18 protein-coding genes and 1 riboswitch are annotated in these 16,518 nt (G+C 28.2%); of the genes, 7 read left to right on the top strand and 11 right to left on the bottom strand.

From position 1 onward, the window contains the following. Positions 1-82: 82 nt before the first annotated feature. The 7 genes from Q3223_RS12565 to Q3223_RS12535 all read right to left on the bottom strand — a co-directional run bounded on the left by Q3223_RS12565 (position 83) and on the right by Q3223_RS12535 (position 6,173). Positions 83-1,477 carry an ATP-binding protein gene (locus Q3223_RS12565; protein ID WP_407812066.1) on the bottom strand — a complete coding sequence of 465 codons (1,395 nt, stop codon included), beginning with the start codon at positions 1,475-1,477 and terminating at the stop codon, positions 83-85. Continuing rightward, positions 1,470-2,117 carry a response regulator transcription factor gene (locus Q3223_RS12560; protein ID WP_054269036.1) on the bottom strand — a complete coding sequence of 216 codons (648 nt, stop codon included), beginning with the start codon at positions 2,115-2,117 and terminating at the stop codon, positions 1,470-1,472. Before Q3223_RS12560 ends, Q3223_RS12565 begins: the two co-directional genes overlap by 8 nt. Before the next feature lie 360 nt (positions 2,118-2,477). After that, positions 2,478-3,317 carry a PTS system mannose/fructose/sorbose family transporter subunit IID gene (locus tag Q3223_RS12555; protein WP_054269035.1) on the bottom strand — a complete coding sequence of 280 codons (840 nt, stop codon included), beginning with the start codon at positions 3,315-3,317 and terminating at the stop codon, positions 2,478-2,480. A 23-nt stretch (positions 3,318-3,340) separates the two neighbouring features. Beyond that, positions 3,341-4,099: a PTS sugar transporter subunit IIC gene (locus tag Q3223_RS12550; protein WP_054269034.1), complete on the bottom strand. Its 759-nt coding sequence runs from the start codon at positions 4,097-4,099 to the stop codon at positions 3,341-3,343. 45 nt (positions 4,100-4,144) lie between these two features. Beyond that, positions 4,145-4,618: a PTS sugar transporter subunit IIB gene (locus tag Q3223_RS12545; protein WP_054269033.1), complete on the bottom strand. Its 474-nt coding sequence runs from the start codon at positions 4,616-4,618 to the stop codon at positions 4,145-4,147. A gap of 23 nt (positions 4,619-4,641) precedes the next feature. Next, positions 4,642-5,058: a PTS sugar transporter subunit IIA gene (locus Q3223_RS12540; RefSeq protein ID WP_161803362.1), complete on the bottom strand. Its 417-nt coding sequence runs from the start codon at positions 5,056-5,058 to the stop codon at positions 4,642-4,644. A 56-nt stretch (positions 5,059-5,114) separates the two neighbouring features. After that, positions 5,115-6,173, bottom strand: coding sequence for a galactitol-1-phosphate 5-dehydrogenase (locus tag Q3223_RS12535; protein WP_223152973.1), 1,059 nt, complete (start codon positions 6,171-6,173; stop codon positions 5,115-5,117). 391 nt (positions 6,174-6,564) lie between these two features. Here Q3223_RS12535 and Q3223_RS12530 point away from each other — a divergent pair, with 391 nt between their 5' ends. Beyond that, positions 6,565-7,245 (top strand): phosphoribosylaminoimidazolesuccinocarboxamide synthase, encoded by a 681-nt coding sequence (locus tag Q3223_RS12530; protein ID WP_021382918.1) that lies wholly within the window; start codon positions 6,565-6,567, stop codon positions 7,243-7,245. A 139-nt stretch (positions 7,246-7,384) separates the two neighbouring features. Here Q3223_RS12530 and sugE read toward each other — a convergent pair whose 3' ends face one another. Beyond that, positions 7,385-7,705: a quaternary ammonium compound efflux SMR transporter SugE gene (sugE, locus tag Q3223_RS12525; protein WP_054269030.1), complete on the bottom strand. Its 321-nt coding sequence runs from the start codon at positions 7,703-7,705 to the stop codon at positions 7,385-7,387. 67 nt (positions 7,706-7,772) lie between these two features. After that, a riboswitch (guanidine-I (ykkC/yxkD leader) is annotated at positions 7,773-7,878 on the bottom strand. Between the two features lie 184 nt (positions 7,879-8,062). Here sugE and Q3223_RS12520 point away from each other — a divergent pair. Further along, entirely contained in the window at positions 8,063-8,890 is an 828-nt protein-coding gene (locus tag Q3223_RS12520; protein WP_407812065.1) for a carbon-nitrogen hydrolase family protein, read from the top strand. A 165-nt stretch (positions 8,891-9,055) separates the two neighbouring features. Here the strand turns inward: Q3223_RS12520 and Q3223_RS12515 are convergent, their stop codons facing one another. Both Q3223_RS12515 and Q3223_RS12510 read right to left on the bottom strand, forming a co-directional pair. Then, the gene (locus Q3223_RS12515) at positions 9,056-9,232 is read right to left on the bottom strand and encodes a 4Fe-4S binding protein (protein ID WP_054269028.1); all 177 of its coding nucleotides are present in this window, start codon (positions 9,230-9,232) and stop codon (positions 9,056-9,058) included. Between the two features lie 28 nt (positions 9,233-9,260). Then, on the bottom strand, positions 9,261-9,632 hold the full coding sequence (locus Q3223_RS12510; protein WP_054269027.1) for a pyridoxamine 5'-phosphate oxidase family protein: 372 nt from the start codon (positions 9,630-9,632) through the stop codon (positions 9,261-9,263). 242 nt (positions 9,633-9,874) lie between these two features. On the opposite strand from Q3223_RS12510, the gene Q3223_RS12505 reads away from it, so the two are divergent. Continuing rightward, positions 9,875-10,378 carry an Rrf2 family transcriptional regulator gene (locus tag Q3223_RS12505; RefSeq protein WP_054269026.1) on the top strand — a complete coding sequence of 168 codons (504 nt, stop codon included), beginning with the start codon at positions 9,875-9,877 and terminating at the stop codon, positions 10,376-10,378. A gap of 107 nt (positions 10,379-10,485) precedes the next feature. Here Q3223_RS12505 and Q3223_RS12500 read toward each other — a convergent pair whose 3' ends face one another. After that, the gene (locus tag Q3223_RS12500) at positions 10,486-10,977 is read right to left on the bottom strand and encodes an EFR1 family ferrodoxin (protein WP_074180003.1); all 492 of its coding nucleotides are present in this window, start codon (positions 10,975-10,977) and stop codon (positions 10,486-10,488) included. 345 nt (positions 10,978-11,322) lie between these two features. Here Q3223_RS12500 and Q3223_RS12495 point away from each other — a divergent pair, with 345 nt between their 5' ends. From Q3223_RS12495 to Q3223_RS12480, 4 genes are all read left to right on the top strand, one after another. Further along, complete coding sequence (locus Q3223_RS12495) at positions 11,323-11,997, top strand: response regulator transcription factor (RefSeq protein ID WP_054269024.1); 675 nt, start codon at positions 11,323-11,325, stop codon at positions 11,995-11,997. Then, a complete protein-coding gene (locus tag Q3223_RS12490) occupies positions 11,985-13,145 on the top strand; it encodes an ATP-binding protein (protein WP_407812064.1) in 1,161 nt (386 codons plus the stop codon). Before Q3223_RS12495 ends, Q3223_RS12490 begins: the two co-directional genes overlap by 13 nt. Before the next feature lie 167 nt (positions 13,146-13,312). After that, a complete protein-coding gene (locus Q3223_RS12485; protein WP_407812063.1) occupies positions 13,313-13,981 on the top strand; it encodes an ABC transporter ATP-binding protein in 669 nt (222 codons plus the stop codon). Between the two features lie 2 nt (positions 13,982-13,983). Then, on the top strand, positions 13,984-16,443 hold the full coding sequence (locus tag Q3223_RS12480; RefSeq protein ID WP_407812062.1) for an FtsX-like permease family protein: 2,460 nt from the start codon (positions 13,984-13,986) through the stop codon (positions 16,441-16,443). Positions 16,444-16,518 lie beyond the last annotated feature (75 nt).

The raw sequence follows: 16,518 nt of genomic DNA, 5'->3' as shown, positions 1-16,518 counted from the left end.
ATCTTATAAAACCAATTTTTTCCATATGAAAAACAAATAATTATGATATTTTTTTAATTATTCTTTATATTTATATTTTAATTTAAATTACTTTTATAAAGATAATATAAAATTCTATCATTCCATCACAAATTTCAACCCTGTATCCAAAATTATTTTCTTCAAGTATAGTTCTCACTATAGTAAGACCAAGACCTGTGCCAGAAAGTTCTTTACTTCTCGACTTCTCTAAAACATAAAAAGGCTTCCAGATATTCTCTATATCATCTTCCATATCATAATCTATACCATTTTTTATAGATAATACAGCATTCTCATTCTCTTCAAAAAGATTAATCTCTATTTCATTATTACTAGTATACTTTATCGCATTACTAATCAAATTATTAAATACTATATCTATACTATCTTTATCTGAACTTATTACAAAGTCTCTATCCTCTATACTACACTTAACACTTATACTACCTTTATCAATCAAAAGTTCATAGTTTTTCAAACTTTTATATAATCTTTCCTTTAAATCTACTGGATGCAAATTAACTTCTCTCTTCTCATATTTTGCCCAGTACAAAAGAGTATTTATTGTATTAGCCATATTTTCTGCCTGTTCAATTATTGTATCAGTATAAGTACCATCATCTAGCCCATCTTTCATACCTATAGCATATGCTTTTATGAGTGCTATTGGAGTTTTCATTTCATGAGATGCATCTGATATAAAAGATTTTAGATTCTTATTTCTCTTATTCAATTCATTATGTGCTTTCTCAAGCTTTACACTCATTATATTTATGCTATAGGCTAATTCTTCTATTTCATCATTAGTTTTTATAGATTCAGTTCTAAAATTCAATTCAGATATATCTTTAGATAGAAGTTTTAGCTTTTCCATAGGTCTTATAATTCTATTTGATAAGATAAATATAAGTATAGTTATTATGATTACTGAAAAAATACCCATAATTATATTAAATCTATTTACAATACTAATAGTTTCTTCAGAATGTTCTATAGGTATAGATATAGCAAACAAGTAATTATCTTTCTTCATAAATTTTACAAGTAAACTATATTTGGTTTTACCCTGATTATATATTTTATTTATACTTTTATTATCAATGTTTTTTAAGCTATCTTCCTCAATCCAAAATTTATTTAAACTTAGTCCTTTCTTCCAAAATGCATTTAATAAATCATTATTTATTTTATCTATATTGCCCTTATCTTTGTAATCTTCATTTAATTCTATATATACTATATCTGTATTATTTTTTTCTTCAATAGAATCAATATCTGACTTTAATCTGTTTATGTCTTTATGTTTTATTTCATCTGCAATATTATCCAATATATTTCTTTTTTCATGTAAATAATATCTATGAATAAACATACTATTTATAGCTATCGACATCACATATACAACTACAACTACTATGGATATGCTTATGGACAGTTTTTTGTTTAGTTTAGTCATTAAAGTCCTCCAAACTATACCCTAATCCTCTATAAGTTTTTATTATATCTTCTCCTATCTTCGCTCTTAATCTCCTTACATGTGTGTCTACTGTTCTAAAATCTCCATCATAATCCAAGCCCCACACTAAATCTAAAAGTTTTTCCCTAGATAAAACAATCCCCTTATTATTGATTAGGCAGTGCATTAATTCTAATTCTTTTTTAGTCAATGGTAGTTCATTGCCACTTTTAAAAACTTTATTTGAACTAAAATCTATTTTTAAATCTTTAATATTGATTGTATTCTTATAATTTACTAGTTTCTTCGCTCTTATTATTAAAACTCTAGGGTCAAATGGTTTTTTTATGTATTCATCTGCTCCTATATTAAGTGCCTCTATCTCATCTTCACTTTGACTTTTGGCAGTCAACATAAGCACTTTTGTGTTACTGTTTTCCTTTATTTCTTTGCAAACCTCTATTCCATCAATTACTGGCATCATCCAGTCTAATATCGCTAAATCTATCTTATTCTCATAAAAAATATCTAAAGCTTCTTCCCCATTTTTTGCAGTAAGTACATTGAAATTTTCTTTTTTGAAATATGCACAAAGTATCTTAAGCATACTAATTTCATCATCAGCAATTAATATATTCATCTATTCACATCCCTAAAATTTATTATCATATTACATATTATATCCATTGCTTCAATTATATAAAATATATGTTACAAGAAGTTTACAATTATTTATAATATATTAATTACATGTAATTGCTATCTTTTTAAATCAACTTAAAATTTCATGTACAAATAAAAAAGTACCTCATCTAGATTAAAAATCTTTCTGAGGTACTTTTTAAAAGATTATATACTCTGTATAATGTGTATAATCTTAAAAATTACTCTATTATGAATTTAATTTACCCTAATTACTATACCTTTTATTACTACTTCTATTATAAATTTAATCAATCTATTTATAATCCTCTTTGAAACATACAGTATATACATTTATTTAAAATAATCCCACAATACCTGTAATAGCTCCCACTACTATTAATATAAACATTATTTTTATTGGAGAAAGTCCTTTCTTTAAGGCAAAAAGTACTAATAATGTAAGTACCAAAGGAATTAATCCTGGAAATATCTTATCAAGTAAATCAGTTTGAAGACTAAATTTAAAATCTCCACTAGTATAACTTATTGGTGTGGATAAATTAATAAATCTACCTACAAGTCCTCCCATAACTAAAGTACCTAGTATAGAAGCTCCCTCTATAACCTTATTTACTATCCCACCTTGAAGTATGCTTTCAACAGCTTTTTTACCATACTTATATCCATTTGTCCACATTCCATAAGAAATTGAAGTCATTATTACATATTGAGCTATTACAAATAATATAGGTCCTGCAATTGATGCTCCTCCCTCAGTTAAACCAATACAAACAGCTAACACTATTGGTGTTATAACTCCCTGAGTTAAAGTATCACCAATACCTGCTAATGGACCCATCAAACCTGTTTTTATTGCATTCATACCATCTCCACTTATCTCATCTGCACCATTAGCCTTTTCTTCCTCCATTGCTATTGTTATCCCATGTATAACACATCCACAGATAGGCTCTGTATTAAAAAATGCCAAATGAGTTTCAACTTCTTGTTTTAACTCTTCTTTATCTGGATATAGTTTTTTAAGTACTGGTAACATTGAATGTGAAAATGCTGTTGATTGTAATCTTTCATAATTATAATTAGACTGTGCAAAGAAAAACCATCTTAACCATGATTTTATTACATCCTTCTTGCTTAACGTTTTCTTAGACACTTCACTTTTTATATCTGACATAATATTTTCCCCCTCTCATGTATTTAAGATGTAGCACTATCTTTTCCGTACTTGATTGAAGTAATTGTAAGAGCAAGTATTACCCCAATAACAGATATTACTATTATATCTACTTTAAAATAAACAGCCATTAATATCCCTAATATGAAAAAAGGCATAGTAAATTTATTACCAATCAATTTTAAGTTCATAGCAATTCCAAGTGCTGGTAACATAGCTCCAATTACATTAAATACATGAAGTACATTATCATTCATTACTTCCAACATCCCATCTATGGCATTTGGTCCAAAATAAACAACTAATAATGCAGGTATAAAACTCATTGCAAATAATAGTATCTGTGGAGGGACTATGTTTATAAATGCTACTTTGTCAACATTCCCCTTTTGAACCTCCTTATCAGCCCAATGTGCAAAAAAAGAATTTACTGTCATCTTTCCAATCCAAAGAACCGTTGCAACAGTACCTAATGGAACTGCTATTGCCATTGCAGTACTTACATCTAGCTTAGATGCTATAGCTAAAGCAGTCCCCACATATCCTGCAAAAGCTGGGTCCCCCATTTGAGCCCCCCCTGCTGATATAAATCCTAAATATATCATATTTATACCTGCTCCTATAATTGCACCTTGAACAGGGTCTCCTAATATAATTCCTGTTACAAATCCAGCTAACAAAGGTCTATTCCATGTAAAAAATCCAACATAAGTCAACCATGGACTCCAAGAAAGATAATAAAAAATTGCTATTAATACTGCCTGAATTAATGAAATTTGCATAGACTTCCTCCTTATCTACTCCTAAAGATTCACAAGATAGTATTTTTATAATAACGTTCCTACATCAATTTTTTTTGCATCTGGTACTATTTGTATAAAACACTTAATATTCTTTGATATTAGTTCTTTAAATATTTCTTTTTCTTCATCTGATACAGATATATTTTTATAAAAACTTCTTCTTCCAAGTCCAGCTCCCATACCTCCAACATTTAACTCTTTTAAATCTACTCCATTATTTACTAGACCCAAAATAGTTTTAGGGTATTTAACTAAGACTATTAAATTTTCATCCCCATTATATGATTTTAATACCTCAGCACCTGATTCTACATCATGTACCTCAACCTTAACAGTTGATGGTGCTGCCATTTGTAAAACTTGAACTATGAATGGGTCTTTTACAACCAAATCGTCTACTATTATTATCCTTTTTGCTGATGTAATCTTACACCAAGCAGTAATAACCTGACCATGTATTAATCTATCATCAATTCTTGTTAACGCTATATTACTCATAATAATTCCTCCAGATTTTTATTTTATATATTTAAAACTGCTTTTACATCTTTAATCCCTGATATACCAACTTCTTCACATAAATTTTTTAACTCTTTTAGTTTCATATTTTCTCTATTTAAAAATAATTCTAAAAGCATAGGTAAATTTACACCTGTTAAACATTCTAATTCACATACTTTAGCAAATTTATTTATTACAATAGCAGATGTATTAAATGGCGTTCCACCATAAAAATCAAGCAATAATAAAACACCTTCATCTTTATATTTTTCAATTCCATTTTCTAATCTTTTACTAAAATCATCTATACTGTCACCATGGTTTAATCCTAAAGTTTCCACTTTTTCCTGTTTGCCTACTATTAATTCAGCACTTTCCAACATTGCCTTAGCCATATTTCCATGTGCAGCTATAACTATTCCTGCCATATGAATCATACCTTTCTTAACTAAACTTTTTATATAAATTTAAATTATTACTTTAATACTATAATCTAATTAGCTACATTAACCATTATCTTACCAAAGAAAATATCTCTTTTGTATATTTTTTCAAAATAAGATGGCACTTCCTCCAAGTTTATTCTATGTGTTACTAATTTTTCAACATTCATATCCCCTTTCTTCATATGATATAACCCAGCACTCCATTCTTTTCCTGGGAATGGGAATGAATTTCCAAACCAAGTTCCTTTTACAGTCAATTCACTTCGTACTATCTTCTCAAATTGTTCTCTAGTCAAAGCTACATCTCCATATGGTACTCCTGCATACAACACTGTCCCCCCCTTTTTAGCTAACAACAACACTTGACCACATGTCATTGGAGTTCCTGCTGATTCAATAACAACATCTGCACCAGCATCATTAGTTAATTTTTTTACTTCCTCTATAAGATTCTTGTCTTTTGCATTTATACAGATATCTGCCCCTAACTCTTTTGCTAGTTCTAATTTTTCATCAAACACATCCACAGCTATTATTTTCGTAGAGCCAAATATCTTTGCCCATTGTATTGAAAATAATCCTATTGGTCCTGTTCCAAGTACTACAACAGTATCTCCAACTTTAGTCTCTGACCTAAAAAGACCATGTCCTGCTATACATACTGGTTCCAATGCAGCAGCTGTCTCATAGCTTATTTCATCTGGTATTTTTATTAAATTTCTTTCTTTTAACTTTGTATACTCAGCAAAGCATCCTCCAAGCTCTTTATTTCCTATTATTGATACATTATTGCATCTTGAATATAGTCCTTTTTTACATTCATCACACTCAAAGCATGGCATAGCTGGGCAAACAGCAACTCTATCTCCTATTTTGAAATTTTTTACCTCTGAACCAATTTGAGCTACCTCTCCAGAAAATTCATGACCTAAAATTTCTCCCACCATATGTGGACCTGTCTTTGAATATTTTGATATATCAGAGCCACATATTCCAGCTACTTTTACTTTTACTATCACATCATCGTTTTCTAATATTTTTGGTACCTCTACATCCTCAACTCTTGTATCTCTTATACCATAGAATCTAACTGACTTCACTACCATTCACCCCTATTGTTTATTTTATTTAAATATACATTCATGTTCTATATGTTAAATATATTAAGCAACTTCCATGCCAATATATGTAAATACTGTTTTCATGCGATTTATCAGATTATCATTAAATGTGTGTCAAAGTGTGTCAATTTTTTTTATATGAAGCCTTATGTGTGTCAATATAAATGACACTCACCTTCTGTGATATGTCTTATATCATAAAATCTATAAAATGTACTTTTTTTATTATTTTTACAAAAATGTTCGGAAATTTTACTACTATTTGTGATATAATATTAAATATAAGGTATCAACATAAATCTTCATGCGAATATCAGAACTTTTTTGACACTAATGCCTTATTCAATATAATAATTTAACTTTTTGGAGGTTGTTTATGAAAAAAGTGTATCAAGGAAAAACTAAAGATGTTTTCGAACTAGATAATGGAAATTACTTATTAAAATTTAAGGACGATGTAACTGGTAAAGATGGTGTATTTGATCCAGGTGAAAATAGTGTAGGCCTAAGTATAGATGGAATTGGTAGAGCTAATTTAGAAACATCTGTTAAATTCTTTGAAATTCTAAACAATGCTGGAATTAAAACTCATTATGTAGGTGCTAATTTAGAAGAAGCAACTATGGAAGTTCTACCAGCAAAAGTTTTTGGTAATGGATTAGAAGTTATTTGTCGTTATAGAGCTGTTGGTAGTTTCTTACGTCGTTATGGTTCATGTGTTGAAGAAGGAGCTAAACTAGATTGTTATGTAGAAGCAACTTTAAAAGATGATGACCGTTGTGACCCACTTATAACATCTGAAGGTCTAGAAGCTTTAAATATTATGACTCAAGCTCAATTTGATTCAATGAAAAGTATGACTCAAAAAATTTCTAATATAGTTCGTGATACTATAGCTGAAAAAGGACTTGAGCTTTATGATATCAAATTTGAATTTGGATTCTACAATGATGAAGTAATATTAATAGATGAAATAGCATCTGGAAATATGCGTGTTTATAAAGATGGTGTAATAGTTGACCCTATGGATTTAACTGCTCTTTTATTAGCAAAATAATACATAGTATATACATCTAATTTTCAAATATAATAAACTTGTAAAAAAGAAAAGCTATGAAGTAAAGAATTTTTAAATGTAATTATCTTAAGACATTTAGAAAATCTTTACTTTCATAGCTTATTTAAATTAAGTTATTCTAATTAGTAGACAACAACTTTAGACCTACAATCCCCACAACAATAAGACCTATACATGCAATTCTAGCTATACTGATAGGCTCATTTAATATAGCAATCCCTACAATAGCTGTACCAACTGTACCAATGCCAGTCCATATGGCATATGAAGTTCCAAGTGGAAGATGTTTAAGTGCTAATGATAAAAAGTAAAAACTGACAATCATTCCAACAACAGTAAGTATGCTTGGAGTTAATTTAGAAAATCCATGAGAATTTTTTAGTTGAAAAGCCCAAAAAACTTCAAACAAACCTGCAATAAATAAAAATAACCATTTCATAAAATCATCCCTCTTTTCAAATATCTCTTTTTTTACCAATAAAATAACCTGAGAAATATTCTAAAATATCTCCCAGGTTTTTATCCTTCCGTGTTCACAACAAAACTATGTTGTGGGTTTTATCTCGGACCAGACCAATCCTTAATAATTGCGGAACCCTATAAAACTCTATTAATTATTCTATTGTATTTATAATACTATCAACATATATAAGAAAAGTCAATATATGGATATAGCCCATAATCATAATAATATCTACATATTTTTTTAGATACACTTATTTATAAGAATCTAATAATATCTAATTTTTATTTAATATGTTATAATAACATAAAAATATTGAAAGGAGTAATTTCTATGAATTCCTATAAAATTGCAGTATGTCAGATGATGACTACAGAAAATAAAATTGAAAATATCAATCATGCTGTAGAAATGGTAACGGAAGCTGCCGTCAATGGAGCTAAAATTGTGATTCTGCCAGAAATGTTTAACTGTCCATATGAAAATAAATACTTTCCTAAATTTGCTGAAGAATATCCAGGTGAAACGACAACTATATTGAGTGAATTAGCTGAAAAGCATGGAATTTATCTAGTGTCTGGTAGTATACCTGAATTAGAGGATGGAAAAATCTATAATACTTGCTATGTATTTGATAAAAGTGGAACTCTAATTGGAAAACATCGTAAAATGCACTTATTTGATATTGAAGTTACAGGAAAGGTTAGCTTTAAAGAATCAGATACTCTTACAGCAGGAAATGATGTTACTGTAATAGATACTGAATATGGAAAAGTTGGTATAGCTATTTGTTATGATATTCGATTCCCTGAGTTATCACGTTTAATGGCTCTTAAAGGTTCTGAAATCGTTATTTTGCCTGCTGCATTTAATATGACTACTGGCCCTGCTCATTGGGAGTTATCTGTAAGAATGCGTGCTTTAGATAATCAGATATTCTATGTTGGTGCTGCACCTGCTAGAAATAAAGATGCTTCCTACATAGCTTTTGGCAATTCAAGAATTTCAGACCCTTGGGGAAAAATTATCGCTCAAGCAGACGAAAAGGAATGTATTATTTATGCTGATATTGATAGAGATTTAATTCCTGAAATAAGACAACAGTTACCTTTGCTTAAACATAGAAGAACAGACTTATATGAACTTAATACTTTGAAATAATAAACATAAGAGATGAGGCTATTGCATGAGCAAATTAAATCTGCTCTGCAATAGCTCTCTCTAGTTGTACTCTAACAAACACTACTATTTTCACCATATTTCATAGTTTTGACTTAGCAAATAAATCATTATTTTACTATTAACTCTATTTACTTGATGATATTTCTATTGATTTGGAGATATACACTTTTTAGGACATATAAGTTGACAAGCTCCACAGTCAACACATACAGATTCATTAATTATTCTTTTTTCTTCTAATTTTGTTATACATCCAACCTTACATACTTTCTCACAAGACCCACAACCTATACAATTAGATTTATTAATTCTTCTTGGCATAATTTTCTCCTCAAATTTAAAATATACTTTATAAAGTTTGTTTACAAGACTCAACTGTAATTTCTAATACTCTTGTTAAAAAAGGAAATTTCTCTACCATCAGTTTAAAATCACTTCCTTCTTTTAAGAATCTAGCTTTTCCCTCAAGTAAAAAACCTGTTCCCATGTATCTATATCCCATTACTTCATGACTACCAATAGTTAATTTAACTTTGGAGTTGATATTAATATTTTCCTCTGTTTTAATCATTGCAGCTGCTGGAATTAAGATTTTATTTTCGTCAGCAAGAACTATATAACTATTCCAAGTGTTAGATACATGAGCCTCACTATTATTATAAGTTACTATAGAAACTACACCTTCATTATTTAATACTTCAAAAAATTTTTCTGTAAACATTTTATATTTCCTCCTGTATATTAAGAATCATTCTTAAATTGATAAATATTTAAAAAATATATCAAAGATATTTATTATCGTCGATATTAATTATCTTTAATTATACTATAATAGTTTTTACACTATGTCAATGATAAAAATTATATTATTTTATAAAATTTGATATTAAGGTAATGGGTTGAATGATAATTAATAATAATGTATTATTAAAGATATTATTTTAGAGAAGGAGTTTTGTTGTAATGAAGTTTTCAATAGGAGTAGAATATGCACTACATTGTTTATTATATATGGTGAATTTAGAAGAAGGTAAATCTGTTGGAATTAGAGATTTGGCAACATTTCAGGGAATATCAGAAACTTATCTATCAAAAATATATGCTAAATTAAGTAAATCAGGAATAGTAAAATCTGTTCCAGGAGTAAAAGGTGGATATGCATTAGCTCGTGATGCAAAAGATATAACATTTTGGGATGTTATTGAAGCAGTAGAAGGAAAAGAATCATTCTTCCAATGTGCAGAAATTAGACAAAATAACATATTATTAGATAAAGAAAATTTACCAGACACGCATACTAAATGTCCTTGTTTAATAAAAGTAGTAATGCTAGAAGCTGAGAATGAAATGAAAAAATACTTGAATAATAAGACTTTATCATGGTTATATAATCAAGTATATAATAACATACTTCCTAAAGATATGGAAAAAGCTACAATAGAATGGTTTAAAAATACTAAAAAATAATTTATTGAAGAAGTTACACACTATAAAATAACACCATGTCTTTTTATAATATGTAACTTCTCTCTTAATTACTAATCTATCCACTAATAAATATATATCTTTTCTTATCAAATATCCTTAATAGTTTCCTTCATCATATCCTCCAACTTTACATTTGGATTATGGTATCTCTTTCTATCTTTAGTTACATCTTTCCATTGAATTGCTTGTTTAGGACACCAATGCACACATGCCAAACAATGTTCACAATTATGTAAAAATCTTGGTCTACCCTCTTCAATGTCAATATTATTTACAGGGCATACTTTTGAACAAATACCACATTCTATACAACTATCTTCAACAGAAAAATATCTATCTTGATTTGCACAAGATGAAATATATTTTTTATATAACTTTTTATATATAAAATTTGTTTTACCAATTTTATTGCTTTTCTTATTTAAAATATCCTTTGACACTTTGTTAGCCTTAAGTTCTGCTTTACTAAGTAAATTACTAATTTTTTTATCATCCTTAATGCTGTACTCACAAATATAATTAGAAACCATTTGTATACCTGAACCTAACTTTAATTCATACCCCTTCTCTTTTAACAAAACATCAACATCGAGATTTCTCTATTTATTTAATAACTATCTAAAATAAAATTAGTTGGTATATCAATTATATTTTAATCAAATATAAAAAACAACAGTAAGTGATATATCAACTGATTAATGTATATTAATTCATTTTTATAATTTATCTGATGTTTAATTGATATAAAATATGTCTTCAATTAAAATTACCAACAATCATATGCTTGATTTATTTAATGCCTCAAAATATACTAACTTTAATGATTAAGTTTTGATATACACATAGAAATTTGATAATTTATTGAGATTTTTATACTAGAATAAGCATACTTTAAAGACTTATATTTAGAAAGGAGAATTTTTATGAACAATAAAATACTTGTTGTAGATGATGAAGAAGGGATAATAACACTCTTAAAAGATTACTTTGAAATGAACGATTATGAGGTCTTCACTGCTCAAAGTGGAAAAGATGCATTAGAAAAAATATCCATGAACCCAGATATTATTTTACTTGATATAAATATGCCCGAAATAGATGGGATTGAGGTTTGTAATAGAGTTAGAGATTATGTATCATGCCCTATTCTATTTCTTACTGCTAAGATTGAAAATACTGATAAGATAAATGGCTTTCGTGCTGGTGCTGATGATTATATTGTAAAACCTTTCGACTTAGATGAACTTGAAGCTAGAGTGTCTGCTCATTTAAGACGAGAACAAAGAAAGTCTAAACAAACCAAAATTAAATTTTATAATAATTTAGTAATAGATTATGAAAAAAGGTCAATTTCTATAGATAACAATCAAGTCTCACTTTCGAAAAAAGAATTTGATATAGTAGAGCTTCTCTCCATGAATCCTGGTCAAGTATTTGATAGAGAAAGAATTTATGATAGAATCTGGGGATACAATAGTAATGGCAATAGCGATGTTATAATGGAGCATATTAGAAAAATAAGAATCAAATTATCAAAATATACTCTTGAAAATTACATAGAAACAGTATGGGGAGTTGGTTACAAATGGATAAAATAAATAATATGTCACTAAAAAAGTCTTTCTTTTTTCTTACTTTATCTTCACTAATTATAGCATCAGTACTTACAGCTCTATCGTACATTTTGCTTAATAATATATATAACTCTATACAAAATAAGTATTTAGGTACACCTCTACATACAGGAACTATAACTATACTACAAAATAATATTAACCAGTTTAGTGATTATGATAAAACATTACTTAATGCAATTAGCACACTTCAACTTGTGCTTCCACTTGTATTTTTTATAGGATTTTTATTACTGGCTGATATAATTTTTTATAAGATAAAATTGAAAACACCTATTGAAATACTCAACAAAGGTGCAATTGAAATATCTAGAAATAACTTAGACTTTTGCTTAGAATATAAAAATAATGATGAATTAGGTAATCTCTGCAATGCTTTTGATAAAATGAGGTCAGAACTAAAGAAAAATAATATAAAAATGTGGACTATGATTAATGATAGGAAACAGCTCAATACTGCTTTTTCCCATGATTTAAGAAATCCTCTAACCGTTCTAAAAGGTTACTCAAATTATTTAATAAAATACATACCAACAGGAAAACTTAGTGATGAAAAGATTTTATCAACTACACAACTTATGTCTGAGCATATTAATAGAATTGAATGTTATGTAGAGAATATGAGTAGTTCTCAAAGATTGGAAGATTTAGTTGTTTCAAAAGCTCTCTTGAATATAGACAAGTTTATAAAAAAATTAGATAGAAATCTATCTATCATTGCTAAACAAGAAGAAAAATCTTTTACACTTAAAAGTAATATAAATAATATAAATCTATTGTTTGATGAAAATATTATTTTCAGAGTTATTGAAAATATAGTATCAAATGCTTTTAGATATGCGAAAGATAATGTATCTATACTCATATATTTTGAACAAGAACTTCTTACATTTGTAATTGAAGATGATGGGATAGGATTTAGTGAAGAATCTCTAAAATCCGCCTTAAAACCTTTTTATAGAGATAAGGCTTCAAATAACAACAACATACATTTTGGTATGGGTCTTTATATATCTAAGATATTATGTGAAAAACATGGTGGCTCTATTTCCATTGAAAATAACGTATCCAATAGTGCTAAAATTACAGCTAAATTCTCAACAAAAAATTAAAGCAATTTTACAATCCCCCACTGCTCTTCTATAAGTTTTTGTTAATTTATAATTTATAGACTATATCTTTTTGAAATAAATTTTTAAGTAAATAAAATTGAGAAACTGAGAAAAAATTGAGTTTTAAAACTTACACTCTTCTTATATAGAAAAGGAGAGTGTTTTTTATGATTATAAAAACAAAACAATTATCAAAAACATATGGTTCTGACAACAATAAAGTTATTGCACTTAATAATGTCAATTTAGAAATAAACTCAGGAGAATTTGTTTCTATAATTGGTCCTTCTGGAAGTGGAAAAAGTACGCTTTTACATATCTTAAGTGGTTTGGACAACCCTACATCTGGACAGGTGTTTCTGGATGATAAAGATATATATAAATATAGTGAAAAGGAATTATCTGCTCTTAGAAGAAAATCCTTTGGATTTGTTTTTCAACAGTTTAATCTTTTACCTGTTCTTACAGCATCAGAAAATATTTTAATGCCTGTACTTCTAGATAAAAAACAACCTGATAAAAAATACTTAAATGAAATCTCATCATTACTTGGAATCACAGACAGACTTCACCATCTTCCTCATGAACTTTCAGGTGGTCAGCAACAAAGAGTTGCAATTGCAAGAGCACTTATTGCAAAGCCAGATATAATATTTGCTGATGAGCCTACAGGAAACTTAGATAGTAAAAGTGGTAACGAAGTTATGAATCTTCTTATCAAAACCTCAAAACAGTTTGGTAAGACTTTAGTTGTAATCACTCATGATGATAGAATTGCAAAACTTGCTGATAGAAGACTTTCAATTATTGATGGCGCACTTATGGAGGTGGAATAATAATGAAGAGTTATCTTTCACTTTCAATAAAAGAATTAAAAAGCCAAAAACTTATGACTGCGCTTATTATTATCGCAATAGTACTATCAACCATTATGACGACTGTGATTGGACAGTCAATTGCTATACTTCAAAATTTAAGAATTGAACAAGCTCGCTCTTTTAATGGGGATAGGCATGTATCCTTTCATCAACTTACCAAAAATCAAGTTGATAAAATAAAGAAAGATAGTAGAATTTATCAAGCTGGTACTTCAATAGCTCTTGGTACTAGTAAAATAAAGGATTCTGGTATCTCTGTACTTGTAAAAGAGTATGATAAAATAGGACTTTCCAACTATCCAAAGTTAACAAAATTAAAGTCTGGAAATCTTCCTAAAAATGATAATGAAATAGCCTTAGATGAAAATACGCTAAAACTTATGGGTATAAAACCAAAACTAGGTATGACAGTACCTATGAATTTGGATATTTCACTTTTAAAAGATACTATACCAGCATATAATTACACAGCCAACTTTAAATTGAGTGGTATTTTAGAAGATGATTATACAGGATATGCAAGTGGCATAGTAAATGGTATTGTAGGCAAAGGCACATCAGAAAATTTTCTGCCTAAGAGATATGCCTTATCTTCATTAGATTTTAAAGTAAAACAACAAGACGAATTTCAAGAAATAGTGAATCAATTAGCTAAAAATATAGGTCTTCCTCACGATTCAATTCAGTATAATTGGATTTATTTAAATGCACTTGGGATACAGTTTGAAAAAGATAATTCTAATGATGATAGTATATCTATTATTATATTGGTATCTTTATTCGTTGCTTTATTAGTTTTATTGGCTTCAGGACTTGTAATCTATAATATTTTAAAAATATCTGTTACAAAGAAGATTAAAGAATATGGATGCCTAAGAGCAATAGGTGCTGAACCAAAGCAACTATATAAGCTTATTATTTTACAAGTTTTAATCTTATGTGCTATTGCTATACCTATTGGAGTTATAGTTGGAATTATATCTTCTGAAAGCATAACTACAATGGTAACTAATATCTTAAACCCAAATATACTTCTAGCAAATAATAATACAGAAATAACTGAGCTTATACATAAGAACTCAAATGCTTATCTATTCCCATTATTAGTAAGTTCTAGTATGTCGTTGATTTTTTCACTTATTTCGGCATTACCATCAGCAATATACGCTTCACATGTATCTCCAAAAACTGCTATGGCTGGTACTACTACCAAAATCAAAAGAAAGATTAGAAAAGAAAAAACAATAAAAAACTTTGAAAGACATCTTGCATGGTTAAACTTAAAAAGAAATAAAGGAAGAACTATAATAACTATACTCTCTTTATTTATGAGTATAACAGTATTCGTTGCACTGAGTGAATTTTCTAATGTATTAGATGTATCTAAATCAGTAAGTAGTTTAAAAGAAGGAGATTTCTCCTTAACAAACGAAATAACTGGTTTTGATAAATCCACTCTAGATAAAATAAATAGCATGAAAGATATTAATCGTACTTCTTTTATAAAATACTCAGAATACAAACAAGAGGAAATAGATACAAATATCAATTTTGAAAATAGTGGTGAAATGTTAAAAATCATTGGAATCGATGAGCAAACCTTAAAAGATTGTATGCCTTCTATTACAGATTCTACACTAGAAGATTTCAAAAATGGCTCTATTTGCTTTATAAAAAATCCAGTTGCGATTTCTACTCCAGGTATAAAAACTAAATATACAAGCCTAAAGCCAAAGGACAGTATTACAATAAATAAAAAGCAACTAGAAATATATAATACAATAGATAAAATGTTTATTTTACAAGGTAAGGGTTGGCTAAATGGTGTTGATATTATTATATATGACTCTGTTTATGATACTTTGACAAACAAGGACAAGTTCAATCAAATAAACATTTATGCTAAAGATAAGTCAGATTTAGAACAAATAAGATTATCTATAGAACAGATTTGTAAAAATAATCCTGGCTCTCATTGGATATCATATATCGAATCAGACAAGCAACTCAAAGAGAGTTTTAAACAAATAGAATTTCTAGCATGGGCAGTAATCCTGTTTGTGGGCTTGATTGGTACTTTAAACATAATTAACACAACTAATACAAATATAAATACTAGAATTAATGAGATTGGGGTTAAAAGAGCTATTGGTATGAGTAATAGTAGCCTCTATAAGATGTTTTTATGGGAAGATGCTTACTATGGAATTTTCGCAGCCATATTTGGTTCTATTGCTGGATATGCCAGTGCCATTATCATAAACATGGCAACTATAGAAAAACTTGATTTTGCTAATATACCAATTCTTTCAATCTCACAAGCTACTCTTGTTTCTATACTTGCATGTATAATAGCTACTCTTATTCCATTAAGAAAAGTTAAAAAGATGAATATAATTGACTGTATAGATATTAATTGAAATTTAAGAAAGAGGAGGCATAATATCCCTCCTCTTTTGATTTAAAATATATAAGTTAAATTTATAAAGCTTTTA

This window comes from Clostridioides sp. GD02367 (assembly GCF_045900275.1).
Taxonomy (GTDB): domain Bacteria; phylum Bacillota; class Clostridia; order Peptostreptococcales; family Peptostreptococcaceae; genus Clostridioides; species Clostridioides difficile_A.
The sequence above is the reverse complement of the archived record's forward strand: the minus strand, read 5'-3'. Positions and strand labels throughout refer to the sequence as shown.

What these genes read in the sequence shown, in the direction of transcription:
- Q3223_RS12565 (WP_407812066.1), bottom strand. Translation starts at nt 1,477, where the DNA reads ATGACTAAACTAAACAAAAAACTGTCCATAAGCATATCCATAGTAGTT.
- Q3223_RS12560 (WP_054269036.1), bottom strand. Translation starts at nt 2,117, where the DNA reads ATGAATATATTAATTGCTGATGATGAAATTAGTATGCTTAAGATACTT.
- Q3223_RS12555 (WP_054269035.1), bottom strand. Translation starts at nt 3,317, where the DNA reads ATGTCAGATATAAAAAGTGAAGTGTCTAAGAAAACGTTAAGCAAGAAG.
- Q3223_RS12550 (WP_054269034.1), bottom strand. Translation starts at nt 4,099, where the DNA reads ATGCAAATTTCATTAATTCAGGCAGTATTAATAGCAATTTTTTATTAT.
- Q3223_RS12545 (WP_054269033.1), bottom strand. Translation starts at nt 4,618, where the DNA reads ATGAGTAATATAGCGTTAACAAGAATTGATGATAGATTAATACATGGT.
- Q3223_RS12540 (WP_161803362.1), bottom strand. Translation starts at nt 5,058, where the DNA reads ATGATTCATATGGCAGGAATAGTTATAGCTGCACATGGAAATATGGCT.
- Q3223_RS12535 (WP_223152973.1), bottom strand. Translation starts at nt 6,173, where the DNA reads ATGGTAGTGAAGTCAGTTAGATTCTATGGTATAAGAGATACAAGAGTT.
- Q3223_RS12530 (WP_021382918.1), top strand. Translation starts at nt 6,565, where the DNA reads ATGAAAAAAGTGTATCAAGGAAAAACTAAAGATGTTTTCGAACTAGAT.
- sugE (WP_054269030.1), bottom strand. Translation starts at nt 7,705, where the DNA reads ATGAAATGGTTATTTTTATTTATTGCAGGTTTGTTTGAAGTTTTTTGG.
- Q3223_RS12520 (WP_407812065.1), top strand. Translation starts at nt 8,063, where the DNA reads ATGAATTCCTATAAAATTGCAGTATGTCAGATGATGACTACAGAAAAT.
- Q3223_RS12515 (WP_054269028.1), bottom strand. Translation starts at nt 9,232, where the DNA reads ATGCCAAGAAGAATTAATAAATCTAATTGTATAGGTTGTGGGTCTTGT.
- Q3223_RS12510 (WP_054269027.1), bottom strand. Translation starts at nt 9,632, where the DNA reads ATGTTTACAGAAAAATTTTTTGAAGTATTAAATAATGAAGGTGTAGTT.
- Q3223_RS12505 (WP_054269026.1), top strand. Translation starts at nt 9,875, where the DNA reads ATGAAGTTTTCAATAGGAGTAGAATATGCACTACATTGTTTATTATAT.
- Q3223_RS12495 (WP_054269024.1), top strand. Translation starts at nt 11,323, where the DNA reads ATGAACAATAAAATACTTGTTGTAGATGATGAAGAAGGGATAATAACA.
- Q3223_RS12490 (WP_407812064.1), top strand. Translation starts at nt 11,985, where the DNA reads ATGGATAAAATAAATAATATGTCACTAAAAAAGTCTTTCTTTTTTCTT.
- Q3223_RS12485 (WP_407812063.1), top strand. Translation starts at nt 13,313, where the DNA reads ATGATTATAAAAACAAAACAATTATCAAAAACATATGGTTCTGACAAC.
- Q3223_RS12480 (WP_407812062.1), top strand. Translation starts at nt 13,984, where the DNA reads ATGAAGAGTTATCTTTCACTTTCAATAAAAGAATTAAAAAGCCAAAAA.